General features: G+C 45.2%; 12 protein-coding genes. 10 read left to right on the top strand and 2 right to left on the bottom strand.

Going from position 1 to position 16,877, the window contains the following annotated elements; all coding sequences use genetic code 11:
- The first annotated feature begins 605 nt into the window (after positions 1–605).
- The 9 genes from NV381_RS02620 to NV381_RS02580 all read left to right on the top strand — a co-directional run bounded on the left by NV381_RS02620 (position 606) and on the right by NV381_RS02580 (position 11,772).
- Positions 606–1,487, top strand: a complete 882-nt coding sequence (locus NV381_RS02620) for an ABC transporter permease (protein WP_379372845.1) — start codon at positions 606–608, stop codon at positions 1,485–1,487.
- A gap of 51 nt (positions 1,488–1,538) precedes the next feature.
- Entirely contained in the window at positions 1,539–2,417 is an 879-nt protein-coding gene (locus tag NV381_RS02615; protein ID WP_258211688.1) for a carbohydrate ABC transporter permease, read from the top strand.
- A 70-nt stretch (positions 2,418–2,487) separates the two neighbouring features.
- Complete coding sequence (locus NV381_RS02610) at positions 2,488–4,014, top strand: extracellular solute-binding protein (RefSeq protein WP_258211687.1); 1,527 nt, start codon at positions 2,488–2,490, stop codon at positions 4,012–4,014.
- 175 nt (positions 4,015–4,189) lie between these two features.
- Complete coding sequence (locus NV381_RS02605) at positions 4,190–4,918, top strand: SDR family NAD(P)-dependent oxidoreductase (RefSeq protein ID WP_258211686.1); 729 nt, start codon at positions 4,190–4,192, stop codon at positions 4,916–4,918.
- A 23-nt stretch (positions 4,919–4,941) separates the two neighbouring features.
- Positions 4,942–5,580 carry a ThuA domain-containing protein gene (locus NV381_RS02600; protein ID WP_258211685.1) on the top strand — a complete coding sequence of 213 codons (639 nt, stop codon included), beginning with the start codon at positions 4,942–4,944 and terminating at the stop codon, positions 5,578–5,580.
- A gap of 312 nt (positions 5,581–5,892) precedes the next feature.
- Positions 5,893–8,250, top strand: coding sequence for an AraC family transcriptional regulator (locus NV381_RS02595; RefSeq protein WP_258211684.1), 2,358 nt, complete (start codon positions 5,893–5,895; stop codon positions 8,248–8,250).
- A gap of 21 nt (positions 8,251–8,271) precedes the next feature.
- The gene (locus tag NV381_RS02590) at positions 8,272–9,174 is read left to right on the top strand and encodes an ABC transporter permease (protein WP_258211683.1); all 903 of its coding nucleotides are present in this window, start codon (positions 8,272–8,274) and stop codon (positions 9,172–9,174) included.
- Positions 9,175–10,047, top strand: coding sequence for a carbohydrate ABC transporter permease (locus NV381_RS02585; protein WP_258211682.1), 873 nt, complete (start codon positions 9,175–9,177; stop codon positions 10,045–10,047). It abuts the gene before it with no gap.
- Between the two features lie 198 nt (positions 10,048–10,245).
- Positions 10,246–11,772 (top strand): extracellular solute-binding protein, encoded by a 1,527-nt coding sequence (locus NV381_RS02580; protein ID WP_258211681.1) that lies wholly within the window; start codon positions 10,246–10,248, stop codon positions 11,770–11,772.
- A gap of 1,725 nt (positions 11,773–13,497) precedes the next feature.
- Here NV381_RS02580 and NV381_RS02575 read toward each other — a convergent pair.
- Both NV381_RS02575 and NV381_RS02570 read right to left on the bottom strand, forming a co-directional pair.
- Positions 13,498–14,169, bottom strand: coding sequence for a hypothetical protein (locus NV381_RS02575; RefSeq protein WP_258211680.1), 672 nt, complete (start codon positions 14,167–14,169; stop codon positions 13,498–13,500).
- 423 nt (positions 14,170–14,592) lie between these two features.
- A complete protein-coding gene (locus tag NV381_RS02570; RefSeq protein WP_258211679.1) occupies positions 14,593–15,864 on the bottom strand; it encodes a TolB family protein in 1,272 nt (423 codons plus the stop codon).
- Positions 15,865–16,008: 144 nt separating this feature from the next.
- On the opposite strand from NV381_RS02570, the gene NV381_RS02565 reads away from it, so the two are divergent.
- Positions 16,009–16,848 carry an AraC family transcriptional regulator gene (locus NV381_RS02565; RefSeq protein WP_258211678.1) on the top strand — a complete coding sequence of 280 codons (840 nt, stop codon included), beginning with the start codon at positions 16,009–16,011 and terminating at the stop codon, positions 16,846–16,848.
- Positions 16,849–16,877 lie beyond the last annotated feature (29 nt).

Raw genomic sequence — 16,877 nt, 5'->3', positions numbered from 1 at the left:
GAACCTGTTCGTCAGTCGACCTGTAATGGTGAAGTGAAGAGCCGTATGCGTTAATAGCGCACGTACGGATCTGTGAGGGGTAAGGGGCGCAATCCAAGAGAAGGAGAGGCCCCGCCTACTCGACTATTAGGGATAATGAGGGCGATTTACATAAAAAGCGAAGAGATAACGGAATGAATGATTCCTGTATTTCTTCGTTTTTTTGCTTTTTTGGGAGTTAACGGAACAACCGCTTCCGTTATTATTTTAAAGACAAGGATACGAGCACTGAGCTTAAATGTTCAGCTCCCGGCCCCCCTTATACGGGATTTTTCTGCTAATAAGCCGAGCTTTGGCGGAAGCTGCATGTCCAAACGTGGAAGTTAACAGCCTGCTTCCAATGATTATTGAAGGGGACGCTAGTGATTATGAAGGCTTGCTGTACCTGAAGTTTCGCCGACAAGAGCAAGTGGAACGCTGTTGATTATTGAACGCAATCCGTGGCTTCGGTATGCTGACGCTATCGACATAATCAAGGAGGACGATGAATGGTGGAACTGGCTTCTAAACCGTTAAAGACGCACACGGTTGCTAGGAGCAATGCCCGCCGAAGGTTAAACCGTCTGATGAAAAACAGGTGGCTGTATCTGATGGCAATTCCGGGCATGCTCTACTTTATAATTTTTCGATACTTCCCAATGTGGGGGCTGCTGATCTCCTTTCAGGACTACCAGCCGGCTCTGGGCATGCTGCATAGCAAATGGGTTGGATTCAAGCACTTCGAGCGATTTTTCTTTGACGCATCCTTCGCTATGCTGTTCAAGAATACAATCATATTGGCCATATACAATCTGGTATTCTTTTTCCCGCTGCCCATAGTACTCGCTTTGTTATTAAATGAAATTCGCAAGGAAGTATTTAAACGAACCATCCAAACGATTGTTTACATTCCTCATTTTGTATCCTGGGTTGTGGTGGTCGGTATTTCGTATATGTTTTTTACAACCGAAGGTGGAATTGTCAATGATGTGATTGCTTCCATAGGCCTTCCCAAGGTGGAATTTCTAATTTCCAGCGAGTGGCTCCGAACTATGATCGTTTCGCAGGTAGTTTGGAAGGAAACCGGCTGGGGAACGATTATTTTCCTGGCTGCGTTGGCCGGCGTTGATCCGCAATTGTATGAGGCTGCGAGAATAGATGGAGCCAACCGTTTTAGGCAGCTGTGGCACATTACGCTTCCCGCGATACGCAGTGTCATCGTGATCTTGTTTATCCTAAGGCTAGGTTCCTTTTTGGATACAGGCTTTGAACAAATCTTCCTGATGCTGAACTCTATGAACCGTGAGGTAGGCGAAGTATTCGATACGTACGTTTACAACGTCGGTATTCAACAAGGCCAATTCAGCTACAGCACGGCAGTCGGATTGTTCAAATCGGTGATCGGATTGATACTGGTGGTTGGAGCTAACCGGATGGCCAAAAAATTCGGCGAAAGCGGACTGTATTAAAGGCGGGTTTAGCCTTGAAAACTGCCTTACTTAGGAAAGGAATGGTAACTAATGGTCAATAGGGGCTTAGGCAGCCGCATTTTTGACGGCTTTAATTATACATTTTTAATATTATTCGCTTTGGTCATGCTTATTCCGTTTATCTATATTGTTTCGGTCTCTTTTGCAGAACCGGCAGAGGTGCTCAGACGCGGCTTTATATTATTCCCGACCTCCTTCTCATTGGAGGGGTACCAATACATTTTCTCTACGAGCATAATTGTAAACAGCCTATTCGTGACTATAGGAATTACCGTAGTGGGGACATTCATCAATCTTCTGTTCACCTCGCTGCTGGCCTATCCATTATCGAGGCAGGATTTTGACGGGAGAAAGCTGTTTATGATGCTCATTGTATTCACCATGCTGTTTCATGGAGGCATTCTTCCAACCTTTCTTGTTGTAAAAGCAATGGGAATGCTTAACAGCTATTGGGCGCTGCTCATACCTAATGCTATCAGCGCTTTCAATCTGATTGTGGTGGTGAGCTTTTTCCGGCAGCTGCCGGAAGGGCTTGAGGAAGCCGCCAAAATTGACGGCTGCAGCGATCTGGGCCTGCTCTTTCGAATTGTGCTGCCTTTATCCGCACCTGTACTAGCAACGTTTGCCTTGTTTTATGCAGTGGGGCATTGGAATACTTTTTTCAGCGCGATCTTGTATATCAATGATTCGAAAATGTGGCCTATTCAGGTCTGGCTGAGGCAGATTGTCATCTTATCCCAAGGCGGGATCGGCGATTCGACCCAGTTTGATCAGAACTATGTAGCTCCTCCGTCGCAAATCATTAAGATGGCCGTAATTGTAATATCTACAGTGCCGATTCTGATCGTCTACCCTTTTTTGCAAAAGCATTTTGCCAAAGGGGTCATGCTTGGATCTGTAAAAGGTTGAAGGAGCTCCCGCCAAAAGAAGGATTGGGAAGCATTCATATAATATAATAGTAAGGGGAGGCAATACGACTATGAACAGGAAAAAGGCAATGAGAAAAGCAGGAATTGCAACGATGGGTGTTATGGTAGGCGCTGCTGCACTGCTGGCTGGCTGCGGCAATGATAAAAGTCCGGCAGCGGGAGGTACGGGAAACAGCAATGCGCCCGAAGCGAAAGGACCGCTGAATCTTAGCATTATGACCTTAATGTATGCCGAGCCGCCTAAAGCGGATAGCGAAGTACAGAAGAAGATCGAAGAATACACGAACACCAAGCTGGACATCTCCTGGGTACCCAATTCCTCCTATAAGGAAAAGGTCAATGTGACGATTGCCTCCGGTGAGCTGCCTAAGGCGCTGCTCGTACAGAACAATAAGGATTCCAATATTTTGAGCGCTGTACGTGCGGGTGTATTCTGGGAAGTTGGCCCGTATTTGAACGATTATCCGAATTTGGCAAAAATGAATAAGACTGTATTTGATAATATTAAAGTGGACGGCAAGATTTATGGCTTGTATCGTGCCCGCGACCTTTCGACCTATGGGATTATTTACCGCAGCGATTGGCTTAAAAATGTTGGTCTTAGCGAGCCTAAAACCGTTGACGATCTATATAATATGTTTAAAGCCTTTTCTTTAAACGATCCTGACAAAAACGGGAAAGCGGATACGGTTGGCTTAACGGAAGAAAAAACAATGGATGGCTTCGGAGTGATAGCAGCCTTTATGGGCGCTCCGAATGGCTGGGAAGTGAAGGATGGCAAGCTAAGCCCGGATTTCCTGGCGCCGGAATATTATGAAGCTATGAAATTTTATAAAAAACTATATGATGAGAAGCTGATCAAACAGGATTTCCCTGTTCTGAACACGCAGCAGAAGAAGGATGATATTAACCAGGGTAAAGCCGGGGCCGTTATCTCGAACATGATCGATGGAGCCAGCTACCAAGCTTCGCTTACCAAGTCATTCCCGGGAGCGGATGTGGATGTAGTAAGCCGTATCACAGGTCCTAAGGGAGAACGTACGCCTGGTGGAGTAGGCTATAACAGTGTGTTTATGTTCCCCAAATCAAGTGTGAAAACAGAGGCGGAATTGAAGCAAATTCTTGGCTTCTACGATAAGATGTCCGATCAGAAGATGCTGGATTTGCTGGGCTGGGGTATCGAGGGAAGACATTATAAGCTCGAAGATGGCAAGCCTGTATTTATCGATCAAAAGCTGCAGGACACAGAGGTTGGCTCCAGCTATCTCCAACTGCAGGTAGCCAAGTATACAGCCAAAACGACAGGCAAAGAGACTCCGCTTATGGAGAAGTATGGAAAAATGATCAAGGATAACGAGTCCATCGCTGTGGGGAACCCGACGAATCCGCTTGTTTCCGAAACGCAAACTACCAAAGGCAGTGAGTTAAAGCCTATTATCGACGATGCCAGAACTAAATTTATTCTAGGCAAGCTGGATGAAGCAGGCTGGAAGCAAGCGATAGAGCAATGGAGAAAAGCAGGTGGCGACAAAGTCATCGAGGAATTCAACGTGCAAAATGGAAAAAACGGCAAATAAATTAAAGATTTTATTAAAAAAGAGGGGCAGCCATGCCCCTTCTTGCGTTATACTTGCTCTATAAGCAAGTAATTAGAGGGCTGGAACGCAGACGTGGTCCATCCCATCACAGAGGGTCTTTTTTCAGCTTTATTATGGTCGTTTAAAAAACTCTAATCAAGGAGGAGTGACAATAATGACAGCAAATAGGTTGACGGCTTGCATATCCGGTACGGACAGAGGAATAGGCTTGGAGCTGGTGAAGCATCTTCTAAAAGAGGGATATATCGTATTTGCAGGGGGCATTATCAAAGACAACGAATCTATCAGTCAGCTTGCGGAGCAATTTCCAGGACAGCTGCACGCTTCCATTCTCGATGTGGGCAGTGACGCAAGCGTGAAGGAGTTCGCCGCTTTCATCGAGAGTAAGACCGACAAGCTGGATCTTCTGATCAATAATGCAGCCATTCTCGGCGAAACGAAACAAACGGTGGAAGATTCTATTGATTTCGATGATATCCAGCGCGTTTATAATATCACTGCTGTTGGTGCCATCCGCTTATCGAACTTATTAATCCGGCCTGTTATGAACGGCGGCAAGCTGATTGTGAATATTTCGTCAGAAGCAGGCAGCATCGGGAACAGCTATCGGGAAGCCTGGTTCGGGTACTGTATGGCTAAAGCTGCGTTGAATATGGGGTCATCGATTATACATAATAAAATTCGCAAGCAGGGTGGGCGGGTTATGCTGCTGCATCCGGGCTGGGTCAAGACCTTTATGCAAGGTACATGGAATGACCAAGGCACTTATACTCCTGAAGAAGCAGCTTCTAACATTGTGAAAAGAATCGATGAATTTAAAGATCAGATTCGCGAACTGCCGATTTATATCGAGGCCGATACCGGGAAAGAACTTCCTTGGTAGACGGAATGAGAGGAGAGCTGACAATGGCGGAAAAAATACTATTGGTAGGCGATGGGGAGGCAGCTATATATCATCCTTTGGAGCCGGTCAGATTAGAGCTGGAAGCGATTCTAAAGGATGAGTTTGAGCTTATAAGCACGGAGGATTATAACGCTTTCGTTAATTTGGAGTCAAGTGAATACAAGCTTTGCATTTGTTATACGGATTGCTGGAAGCGCGATCTGACCTCCGGGCAAACTGCAGGGCTGTTGAAGTTTGTATCGGGGGGAGGCAGCTTGATCGTCCTTCACAGCGGTATTTCTATACAGGGCAGATACGAGCTGCTGCAGATGGTTGGAGCTAAATTCACCCATCACCCCAAGTATCAGTCGTTAAATTATTACGGAACGTTAGAGGGACATCCATTGCTCGTTGATGTCGACAATTTTACCGTTGATGAAGAGCCTTATATGTTTGAATTCGATCCGTTTTCGAAGAAAACCGTATTTTTGGAATATGAATATGAAGGGGAGCGTTATCCGGCAGGCTGGGAACAGGACTATGGTTTGGGCAAGGTTATTTATTTGCAGCCCGGGCATAACGCAGCTTCATTCAGACCGGCAGCCTATCGACAGCTGGTTCTTAACAGTGCCCGCTGGGCAGCGGCAAGGGAGCAGGTATAGCAGTTTTGTATAGGTAACGTGTGAGAAGATATATTGGATGATGTGTAAGAAAATTTGTAAGAAAATGTGCAAGAACATGTGTAAGCTGAAAAGACATCTCCAAGTATTCCAAAGCTGCCCATAATGAGCAGCTTTTTTTTGTTTGAATGCCAACAAGTGTAGGTTATTGCTCATTCCTTTGTCGGAGAAAGTATAATGCCCGGCGCGATAAATGTGCAATAGAAAACTAGAGCCATAATAAAAATGTCCAGTTGTGTGCAATATGCGGTCACTCTATAGTAAGCGTAAGCAGCTGGGAGAAAGGGAATTGCAATGATGAAAAAAATAGCTAAACCGCAACGAACCGTCAGCTTCTTCCACAAAAGCTTAATTATTACCTTACTCATATCCAGTATTCCAATGGCGCTCCTGACCATGCTCACCTATTATATTGGGATTCGTGAAATCGAGAGAGAAGTGGGACGGACGCAAAAGCTTCAATATGAGCAAGTTTCGGAAAGGATGGATGCGCAATTAGCCCACTTAAAGTTTACGGTGAACCAATGGGCTTACAACCCGGTTTTTAATGATCTGAAAAATCGCAGCATTTCCAAGGATGTGCGGTTCACTCTGGACTTGTACAATCAGCTGATCGTTATGAAAAGCTCGAATCCTTTAATCAACCAGGTCTCGTTATTTTTGGATCAAGAAGGAAGCTTGCTGATTGACGGAGAGAATGGCAGCCGTACGATACGAAATACAGATGAGAAGAACCGCTATCTTACGCTGCTGCAGCAGAAATCCTTCATGTTCTGGAATGAGGCACTGCCTCATAGCAGCAATGAGAAAAATTCCGTTGCCATGTCTTTAATACAGAAGGTTCCGATTGAGGCCGAGCCCTCCTATGGAGTTCTGATAGTTGATTTGAAGAAGGATGAAATCAATGCCTTGCTCCAGCAGTTGAATCCGGTAGGTCAAGGAACAGCTTTTCTTTTAAAGCAGAACGGATCCTACTTAGTGACAGACAGCAAGCATGGGATGGCCTCGACAACTAGCTCAACTCCAGACGCAAATTCATTGGATGAGATTATACGCACCGAGGTAATCAAGCATAATCAGGAGGCAGAAGCGGGAACTTTTCTTTATTCAGCGGATAAAGAAACCTACGTAGTTTCCTACGGAAAGCTTAAGAATACAGGCTGGTTCTATGTATCGGCTACTCCATTATCTCATCTGACCAAGCCGGTTGAATTAATTTCCAAGCTGCCCCTTGGCGCGAGTCTGATTGGCCTGCTGCTATCCGTGCTTCTTTCCTGGTTCGCCTCCAAACAGCTGTATCGTCCGTTGCAGCATTTAATGCGGGTATTCGGATCAGATAATAAAAGCTTAGCGCAGGGCGAAAAGAACGAGGTCGATTTTATCGAAAACAAGTGGAACTATCTCATCCGGGAGAGAACAGATTTGCAATTCAAAATGGAAAAGGCGGTTCCAGCTCTTCGGGAGGGCTTCATGCTCCAGCTCGTTCAAGGCCATCTAAGCACATTTTCGGAACAGCGGATTCGTGAGGAATTCGAGCAATTCGGTATTCAAATCCAGGATCAACAATTTTCCTTGCTTGTCATCCAGCTCTATGGCTTTACGAATTCATACAGTAATTTTGCCAAAGGGGATGAGCAGCTGATTACTTTTGCGGCAGCTAATATTGTGGATGAAATGGCTGGGCAGCTATCCAAACAAACTCAGATCATAAACTTTCAGGATTTGACCATAGGTGTATTATTCATTTCGCCGGAGGATCATTCAAGAGAGCAGATCAAGTCGGAGCTCTTTGAATTTGCGCGCTTGCTTATTGAGCCCTTACGGGATTATTTGAAGCTTCAAGTAGTTATAGGCCTAAGCCGGATTACGACTTCACTTAAGAAGATCCCTGTTATATTGGAGGATACTCGGCAGGCTGTCCGGTACCGGGATATAGAGATGGAGAATTCGATCATTGATTCGGAGGATATAGTGCTAAGAGGCGAGCATTCCACCCATTATCCTTTTATTCAGGAAAAAATGCTGATTCAATCGATGCAAATGGGGTTGAGGGATCAGTCGATGCAGCTGGTTGAGGAGTTTTTAGAGGCTTTGCAGGTGAAATCAAGTAAAGAATTCGTTATCCAACAAGGCATGCTGCAGCTGCTTGGCAATGTTCAATTCGCCATGCTTCAAATAGGCTGCAACCCTCAGCATATTTACAACGGGGTTAATCTATTCGAACAGCTGCTCCTGATTCGTGAGCCTGCCGCTATGCTGGATTGGTTTAAATCGAAGCTTATCCATCCATTTATTGAAGAGATGCAATCGATCAAGGATTTACAAACCAAGCAAATCGTTGACAAAGTCATAGCAATGCTTAACGAGAATTTTATGCAGGATATTTCCCTGGAGGCTTGCGCAGACAGGTTCGGTACTTATCCTCAGAAGCTAAGCGCGAGCTTTCGGCAAACGGTGGGCGTTAATTTTATCGATTATTTAACCAATCTAAGGCTGGAGAAATCGAAGGAATTGCTTATCAGCACCGATCTGAAAATAAATGATATTGCAGAGCAGGTCGGCTACCAGCCAACCTACTACAATCGTATCTTTAAAAAGCATGAGGATATAACGCCAGGCCAATACCGCGAAAAGCATGCATACAGAAAATGATTTGGAGGAGGAAACTAACGCATGAAAGCTTTGTCCGGTATAAAAAAGGACTCCTTTCTTTACCTGCTCGTTTTACCGGGAGTATTATACTTTCTAATCTTCAAGTATGTCCCTATGTGGGGAATCGTTATCTCCTTTCAGGATTACTCGCCTTATATGGGGGTATGGAAAAGTCCATGGGTAGGGCTTAAGCATTTTATCGATTTATTTAACAATCCCGATTTTATGATTTTATTCCGGAATACGATGGTTATCAGCTTGATGAGTATAGTCTTTTATTTTCCGATGCCTATATTAATCGCTTTGCTGCTGAATGAACTGAAATCCGCCATGTTCAAACGTGTCATTCAATCTGTCGTCTATCTTCCGCATTTTCTTTCATGGGTTATTATTTCAGGCATCACGTTCCTGATGTTATCGCAGAGCGGAGGGATTATTAATAAGCTGCTTCCTTATTTCGGATACAAGCCGTTCAATTTCCTGACCAATCCCGACATATTCTGGTGGCTGCTAACCGCACAGAGCATATGGAAGGAAACGGGTTGGGGAACGATTATATATTTGGCTGCCATTGCAGGAGTAGATCCACAGCTTTATGAGGCTGCCAAAATGGATGGAGCTAATCGATTACGGCAAATTTGGCATGTGACGATACCCGGTATCCGCAACATTATTATCACGCTTCTTATTTTAAGGCTGGGTCATATTATGGATGTCGGCTTCGAACAAGTATTTCTTATGATGAATGGCGCTGTATCCGAAGTGGCCGATGTGTTTGAAACCTATGTTTACCGTAACGGTATTCAACAGGGACAATTCAGCTATAGCACGGCGGTAGGCTTGTTTAAATCTGTCATCGGCTTGGCCCTGGTTATTATTTCCAATAAATTGGCTAAACGCTTTGGAGAGGAGGGGTTGTACTAGATGAAAGAGAGTCGCTTATTTGGTGCAGTGAATGGAGCTTTCCTGGGGATAGTTGGCATTCTGACTTTGTTTCCTCTCTATTATGTGTTTGTCGTATCGTTCACCGATCCTGCTGAGTACATACGAAAACAGGGCTTCATCTTATTTCCGGAAAAATGGTCGCTGCTCTCCTACAAATACATTTTGTCCACCTCTACTTATCTGAATGCGACAGGAGTCAGTGTATTTTTGGCAACGGTAGGCACCGTACTTAGCTTGATGGTAACAGCTTCACTGGCTTACGGTTTATCCCGCAAACGATTGAAGATAAGAAAGCATCTGATGATGATGATCTTGTTTACGATTCTATTCAGCCCGGGCATCATTCCGCATTATATTCTGGTCCGTGATTTAGGCTTGATCAACAGCATTTGGTCGTTAATTATCCCTGCGCTTAGCAGTGGTTGGTATGTGTTCTTGATGAAAAGCTTTTTTGACAGCATCCCGCCTAGTCTTGAGGAAGCAGCCATGATGGACGGGTACAATGACTTCGGAATTTTTTTCAAAATCATTCTTCCGCTTTCATTGCCGGCGCTTGCGGCGTTTGGCTTATTTTATGCAGTGGGGTATTGGAACACGTATTTTAATGCGGTGCTTTATATCAATGTATCATCCAAATGGCCTTTGCAGATTTTGCTTCAGAACATTCTAATCGATTCATCCACATCTTCCTCGGGCTCCGGGGCAGCTGAAATTATGAGTGAACAACAGGTGCCTGCCCAGACGTTGAAAATGGCTGCAGTCGTAGTTGCAACAACACCGATTTTGCTGGTTTATCCGCTGCTTCAGAAGCATTTTGCCAAGGGTGTCATGCTGGGGTCCATCAAGGAGTAGCTGCAGTAACGATGCTTGATCAGAGTGGGAGTAGACGAAGTGTTCCGGGAAAATAGTGGATGGTGGCGGGTACAGGGGAAATTGGCTGTATAGCTGGATTTTCAATGACTTTGAGAGGGGTGAGCCGGACTTTTAAAGAGATAAGAGGCAGGAAGGCGCACGAAAAAACAAAATGAAACCAGGGGAGGATTTACCGCAATGAGAACCAGTAAAATGGAAAGAGCAGCAAAGACAACAGCGATAGCTATTCTCGCAACAACAATGCTATCAGCCTGCGCAAGCAATAGCACTACGGCACCTAACGATTCGACAGCAGGCAAGGTGGATGAAAAGCCGGAAACTATCAGCATCATCACTGAGTTTAATACACCTGAAGCTCCGGGACCCGACAATCCAGTATTGAAGGAATTCGAGAAACGGACGAATACAAAGCTGAATATTATGTGGACGTCGCCTAACAGCTACACGGATAAAATCAATCTCGTTCTAGCTTCCGGTGAGATGCCTGACTTGGTAAAGGTACTGGATTTCAACAGCTCGTTGATGCGTCAAATGATTCAACAGGGAGCCTTCTGGGATCTTACCCCGTATATCAAAAACTATCCTCATTTAATGGAGTACCCGAGTACAGTTTGGGAAAAGACCAAAATTTCCGGGAAAAATTATTTGATTCCATCCGTACGTCCTCTGCATGGAGGACCTGGATTACCGATTGTACGTAAGGATTGGCTGGATAAGCTAAAGCTGAAGGTTCCTGAAACGTTGGATGATATGTACAATGTGATGAAAGCTTTTGCTGAAAATGATCCGGATGGCAATGGCAAGAAGGATACAATCCCGATGGTTCCAAGAAATGACCTTAGCTGGGTGGAAGGGGTACTTAATCACAGTAACGGGAAATGGAAGGAACAGAACGGCAAGCTGATCGATACAACATTTGAACCAGGCACACGCGAAGCGCTGCTGTGGTTAAATAAGATTTATAAAGAAGGCTTCATGCCTGCCGACTATGCCATCATGAAGGAAACGCAGTCCGAGGATCTCGTCAAAACAGGTGTTGCCGGAATTTATCCTAACACTATTGAAGCGATTTGGAGGGTTCAAGCTGAGCTGATCAAGACGAACCCTGAAGCCAACTTTTTGCCTCTGAGCTATTTGAGTTCAGCAGCGGGTAAATATGCTCCATCCACTCCCGGCTTCAGCGGTGTATACTTGATTCCGAAGTCTGTGCCGGAGAATAAAATGAAGAAGATTCTCGCTTTGATGGATTATGGCGCATCCGAGGAAGGTTTTATGCTTGCCTGCTATGGCTTGAAGGACATTCATTACACTACTGATAAAGAGGGCTTTAAAGTAGCAACGGATCAAGCGTTCAAGGATAGCGTATCCCAGAGCTCATTCGGCAAAATTTTCGAAAGATACGATAAATACCTGTGGGCTTACCGGACCGGCATGCCGAAGGAGCTTTTCGAACGCAACAAAAAGATTGTGGATGAGCGTGAAGCCGTAACCGTCAACGATCCAAGCGTAGGCTTGATTTCCGAAACGTGGCTTAAGGCAGGACCGGATTTTACGAAAAAAATCGGTGATTTAAAAACGAAGGTCATTATGGGGCAGGAACCGATTGAGGCGTGGGACAGCTTTGTTGCCAAATTAAAAACAGATGCGACTTACACAAAAGCAATTGAAGAGATAAACCAAGCTTATCAGGCTGCCAAAAAATAAGCACTAGCTTATCAGGCTGTCTAAAAAAACATTAACTTACAGGTTGCCAAAAAATAAGTACTAGTTTATCAGGCTGTCTAAAAAAACATTAACTTACAGGTTGCGAAAAAATAAGCACTAGTTTATCAGGCTGTCTAAAAAAACATTAACTTACAGGTTGCCAAAAAATAAGCACTAACTTACCAGGCGCCCCAAATAAACACCAACTTAAGTATTTGTGTATAATTGGAAATAAGTCCCCAAGGGGCTTATTTTCATTTCAATAGGGTTACCACTGTATAGACGTCGGTGGAAGAGGTGCGAGTGAATTCGGGGTCGCGTTGGAAAGCAGCATGGCGATGCTCCAGCCCGCTTACTTGCTTGCTGCCGAATTCTTTCTTTTCCGTGCTTCCCGGAGCAGTAGATAGGTAGGATGGCTACCTGACGATTCAACCCCATCCTCCTGACCTTCTCACTTCCATGCGGTACATATCAATCTCTTAGGCAAATCCCCTCTTTTTTGGAGGAGGCTGGGAGCTTACAGCTTGAGGGACAGAATAAACTAGGGGGGCAACGACCCCCTAGTGCAACACCACAACCCGCACTCGGGATCCGCGCGCGTTGTAACGATAGAATAGCAGTAAGTGACCGGGAAAGTGTTGATTAGGGTAACAAGTGTTAGCGACGGTGAACGTGCTGACTAGGGTAACATATTGTGAGTAACGGTAGATGTGCTGACTACGTAACAAGTGTGAGTGACGGTAGATGTGCTGACTACGGTAACAAGTGTGAGTGGCCGGTTACGTGCTGATTATGGTAACAAGAGTGAGTGACGGTAGATGTGCTGACTACGGTAACAAGTGTGAGTGACTGGGAATGTGCTGACTAGAGTAACAAGTGTCTGTGACTGGGTACGTGCTAACTAGAGTAACAAGAGTGAGTGACTGGGAATGTGCTGACTAGGGTAAAAAGTGTGAGTGGCCGGTTACGTGCTAACTAGAGGTAACAAGTGCACTGGGAATGTGCTGATTATGGTAACAAGTGTGAGTAACGGTAGATGTGCTGACTAGAGTAGTAAGTGTGAGTGACCGGTTACGTGCTGACTAGAGGTAACAAGTGCGAGTGACGGTAGATGCGCTGACTACGGTAACAAGTGTGAGCGACGGTGAACGTGCTAACTAAGGTAACGTATTGTGAGTGACAGCAGATGTGCTGACTAGGGTAAAAAGTGTGAGTGACTGGGAATGTGCTGATTACGGTAACAAGTGTGAGTGACGGTAAACGTGCTGACTAGAGTAGCAAGTGTGAGTGACGGTAAATTGCTGACTAGAGTAACAAGTGTGAGTGACCGGGTACGTGTTGACTAGGGTAGTAAGTATGAGTGACGGTGAATGTGCTGATTACAGTAACAAGTATGAGTGACGATAGATGTGCTGACTAAGAGTAACAAGTGTGAAGAAATCTAAGGTTTAGCAGTGCTTTTTCGTTACTATTGCGGATAATCTGCCTTTGCTATGCACCCGAAGTGCCCCGGAATGGATGACTAAGCCAATTGAATTTGAATTAACTGGAATTCCTCCTGTAAATTTGACATAGAATCCCGAAAAGATGAAGTTAACTGGAAATCCTCCATCTATTTAGGGCGCTTGGGTAGCAATTGGCTGAAATTAATAGAATTAACGGGATGTTTTCTAGTTATATGTATTAATAACCCATAAATGTTAAAATTAACATGACAAATTCCAGTTAAACCAGGAAGTTCAGCATACCAGGAGCCAATTCGTATCGGACCACACGTTCTCCTTTGCCGCGCAAAGAGGGAAGCAGCCAGCCCTTGGTACATAACTTTTGCAGCATCTGAACAGCCGTCTTATGATCGATTTCAAAATGAAGCTCCACATCCTTCGGCCGAATAGGCTGAGCCAATTGAGCTGCGAGTAGGATGATTTCTTTCTCGGCGAGCAGCACGCGAGAGATCGGCCCCCGACTCGTCTGGTATCTGCTCAGAACCATGCGCAGCAAAGCGATGCATAGATCGGGACGCTGCTCGATGTCGTCATAAGCGAAGGAGATAACGGAGTACCCCATCGCATGAAGAAAAGTTTCGCGGTTCAATTCGCTGCAATATTTGTGCCGGTCCATGTCTCTTACGTGCGATGCAAAGCCTTTGATCTCAAATAATACTTTCACGTTATCCGGAAGCCAGGCCAAATCGGCAAAGTAAGACCGGCCCCGCCAATCGAGTACTTCATATTCGGGATGGAGATCCTCGAAGTTTCCACGGAGCGGCCACCAGACATTTTTTAGAAACAGCGATTCAGCGTGTTGATGTCCCCTCTCCAGTCGTGACCGGCGTTCTCCTGCTCTGCTTTCTAGATGATGACGGATAAATGCGGCGTGCGCTTCTTTTAAAGTCATTTTCTGATCCCCCTTGGAAAAAATAAAAACGCCCCGTTCCCACTCATCAGAATGGAAAGGGACGTTCTTCATCACTTGCTTTTTATTATAAGCGCAGTACATATGATCGAGCAAGTGATGATAATTGGCGGCAGGGGCAGGGGGCACGATTATTTACAACAAGAGCTGGTGCATCGACCGATAATAAAATTACATTTCAGTGAAGGGAACAATGTTGCCTGCAGAAAGTTGCTAGCAGAAAGTTGCCTGCACAATGTTGCCCGCAGAAAGTTGCTAGCAGAAAGTTGCCTGCACAATGTTGCTAGCAGAAAGTTGCCCGCACAATGTTGCCTGCAGAATGTTGTTCACAGAAAGTTGCCCGCAGAAACTTGCCAGCGGAAGCATAGAGGATCGTTCCTCTAATCAGCAGGAGGATTCTTTGCGCTATTCGATGACGCGACTGAGGTCGGCGATAAATACGCGCCTTGTTCCGTTGACGAATCCATTGAATACAACATGTTTATCGTCCGGAGCCCATGCAGGATGCGGATCGAGCCGAAGTGTAGATGTAACCTTCGTCCCTGGATTGCCGACATTAATCCGCACAAGAGTCGTTTCGGTTTTGCTTACAAGGTCGATTAACCGTAAAGGAACCGTTCCGTCTCCGAAGGTGACCTTTTCCTTCTCATAAGCATCGGTCAGAATGTGACGCCCGTTGGGATGAACCGTAGGATGGCCGGAGCCGGGAAATTCCTCAATGATTTTCTCAAAGCCTGTGCCGTCCAGGTTCGCTTGAACGAGATACAGCTGCTTGTCTCCATCCAGGCACAGATTCATGGAAAGCTTCCGTCCGTCAGGGAACCAGTTGATATGGTGCCCGCCTTTATCCCATTGCTCTGGACCTACGGCTACATGAATATCGCTGCCGTCCGGTTTCATTGTGATGACCCAGAACTTAAGGGGGTAATCCGTAAGCTTATTCCACGGCTGTGCCTCATTCGTATCGAACCATCTCATCGTAAACAGCAATCTGTCGCCTTGCGGATTGAATTTGCAATGAAAGCCGTAGCATTCTCCATGCTCATACAGCTTCTTGTCGATGGCAGGCTGGGCGCGGTCGAACACCTCTTGGATCGACACAAGCAGCCTGCGCTTGCCGCTCTCCGTATCGGTGATGTATAATCCGTCGTCATCACGGAAGCCAAAGTTGCGGGGGACAAGGTCATCGGGAACCATGACGCCATAGCCGTACTGGGTACGTCTCATCCGTTTCATGCATGCAGAGATAATGCTCTTCCCGTCAGGTGAGATGCGGTAGATGCTTCCTTCGAGCCTTCTTTTTTCACCGTTATGAGGGTTCAACTTCACACAATAGGGCTCCCAAACTGCCGTATCCACATCGTTGTAATAGATGGAGTCGTCATCGGTACCCCAGTTAATATTGGCTCCGAGCTGCGGTTCCCAGCCGAAGGTTTCGGCTACCACCCGCTCTTCTGCCGTATGCAGATCGATAAGGACAACTTCGGCGGCTTCGCCGGGCAGTGGCAATCGCTCCTCTTGAGGCATGCGAAGCAAGGCCACATATCTTCCGGATGGGCTAACTGGCGAAGTATCGAAAAAACGGTGAAATGAGCCCTTGCATTCCGGAGTCAGGCACCACACAGGGACTAGCGGATCATACTCGGTGTAGAGTGGGAATTGCTCGTTAATGATCAACAGGGATCTCTCCTTTTATTGAATTGCACAATTATCTTAATTTCATTGTAAACGCTGCTCAGAGAGAGATGTTTATCCGCAGAAAAGATGTTTTTGTCTATAGGTTATATAACAATGTCGGGATGAATGAAGAAGGAGGCGTTTATGGGAAAGCACAGTGTAGATATACGATGGACTTCCAGATATGACTACGAGCAGGGTGGAAGGTTAAATCTTCATGAACATGATTTTTTTCAAATCATTTATTTTATTGATGGAAAAGGTACATTCACTCTAGGAGAAGCTGAATATGTCATTTCTCCGGGCGTGTTTATTTTTATAAACCCCATGCTGAAACATGGCTTCATCCCTTACGGGAATTCGCAAATCAAGACACTTGATCTGAAATTCGATATTAGTGACAAAGATATTTTGGAAATGGCGAGCGGTTTACAAGCCTATCAAACGGATGAATCCATGGTAATTAAAGATTTACTTGAAAAAATAAGGTTCGAAGGTTTGAACAAACGATTATTTTACGGGGAGATGGCTTGTCTATTCTTGATCCAAATCTTATATACGTTATTCAGGCAGAACGGCGAGCCTCCCAAGCAAAAAAACATAACACAAGCTGTTTATAAATTGAAAAACGAGCCTATAGAAGCGGCGCAACGGCTGGAGCACTATATACAAGAGCATTATGCTGAGGAGCTGTCTTTGGGAGCGATTTCGGCTCAGTTATGCTACAGCAGTAACTATTTGAGCCAAATTTTTAAAATGAATTACGGCTGCACCTTTACGAATTATTTGAGGAGAATAAGGATTGAGAGATCCAAGGAATTGATTTCCTATTCAGCCTTAAGCCTGAAGCAGATTGCAGAATCAGTGGGGTTCAAAACAATTTACCATTTCAGTAGAGTATTCAAGGAAACAGAGGGAATTAATCCGGGAAAATGGAAATTAAGGGAGCTCGAAGGGATTCGCAAGGATGTGCATTTCAATTAGTCGGATAGATCTGACAGACATTGACTTCA

Source organism: Paenibacillus radicis (ex Xue et al. 2023) (assembly GCF_024722015.1).
In the GTDB taxonomy this organism is placed as follows: domain Bacteria; phylum Bacillota; class Bacilli; order Paenibacillales; family NBRC-103111; genus Paenibacillus_S.
Note: the sequence above shows the minus strand (reverse complement) of the source record. Positions and strands in the feature narration are given on the sequence as shown.

Bases quoted from the DNA above. Each gene is read 5' to 3' on its own strand.
- NV381_RS02610 (WP_258211687.1), top strand. From the start codon at position 2,488: ATGAACAGGAAAAAGGCAATGAGAAAAGCAGGAATTGCAACGATGGGT.
- NV381_RS02580 (WP_258211681.1), top strand. From the start codon at position 10,246: ATGAGAACCAGTAAAATGGAAAGAGCAGCAAAGACAACAGCGATAGCT.
- NV381_RS02605 (WP_258211686.1), top strand. From the start codon at position 4,190: ATGACAGCAAATAGGTTGACGGCTTGCATATCCGGTACGGACAGAGGA.
- NV381_RS02585 (WP_258211682.1), top strand. From the start codon at position 9,175: ATGAAAGAGAGTCGCTTATTTGGTGCAGTGAATGGAGCTTTCCTGGGG.
- NV381_RS02565 (WP_258211678.1), top strand. From the start codon at position 16,009: ATGGGAAAGCACAGTGTAGATATACGATGGACTTCCAGATATGACTAC.
- NV381_RS02620 (WP_379372845.1), top strand. From the start codon at position 606: ATGAAAAACAGGTGGCTGTATCTGATGGCAATTCCGGGCATGCTCTAC.
- NV381_RS02615 (WP_258211688.1), top strand. From the start codon at position 1,539: ATGGTCAATAGGGGCTTAGGCAGCCGCATTTTTGACGGCTTTAATTAT.
- NV381_RS02600 (WP_258211685.1), top strand. From the start codon at position 4,942: ATGGCGGAAAAAATACTATTGGTAGGCGATGGGGAGGCAGCTATATAT.
- NV381_RS02590 (WP_258211683.1), top strand. From the start codon at position 8,272: ATGAAAGCTTTGTCCGGTATAAAAAAGGACTCCTTTCTTTACCTGCTC.
- NV381_RS02595 (WP_258211684.1), top strand. From the start codon at position 5,893: ATGATGAAAAAAATAGCTAAACCGCAACGAACCGTCAGCTTCTTCCAC.
- NV381_RS02575 (WP_258211680.1), bottom strand. From the start codon at position 14,169: ATGACTTTAAAAGAAGCGCACGCCGCATTTATCCGTCATCATCTAGAA.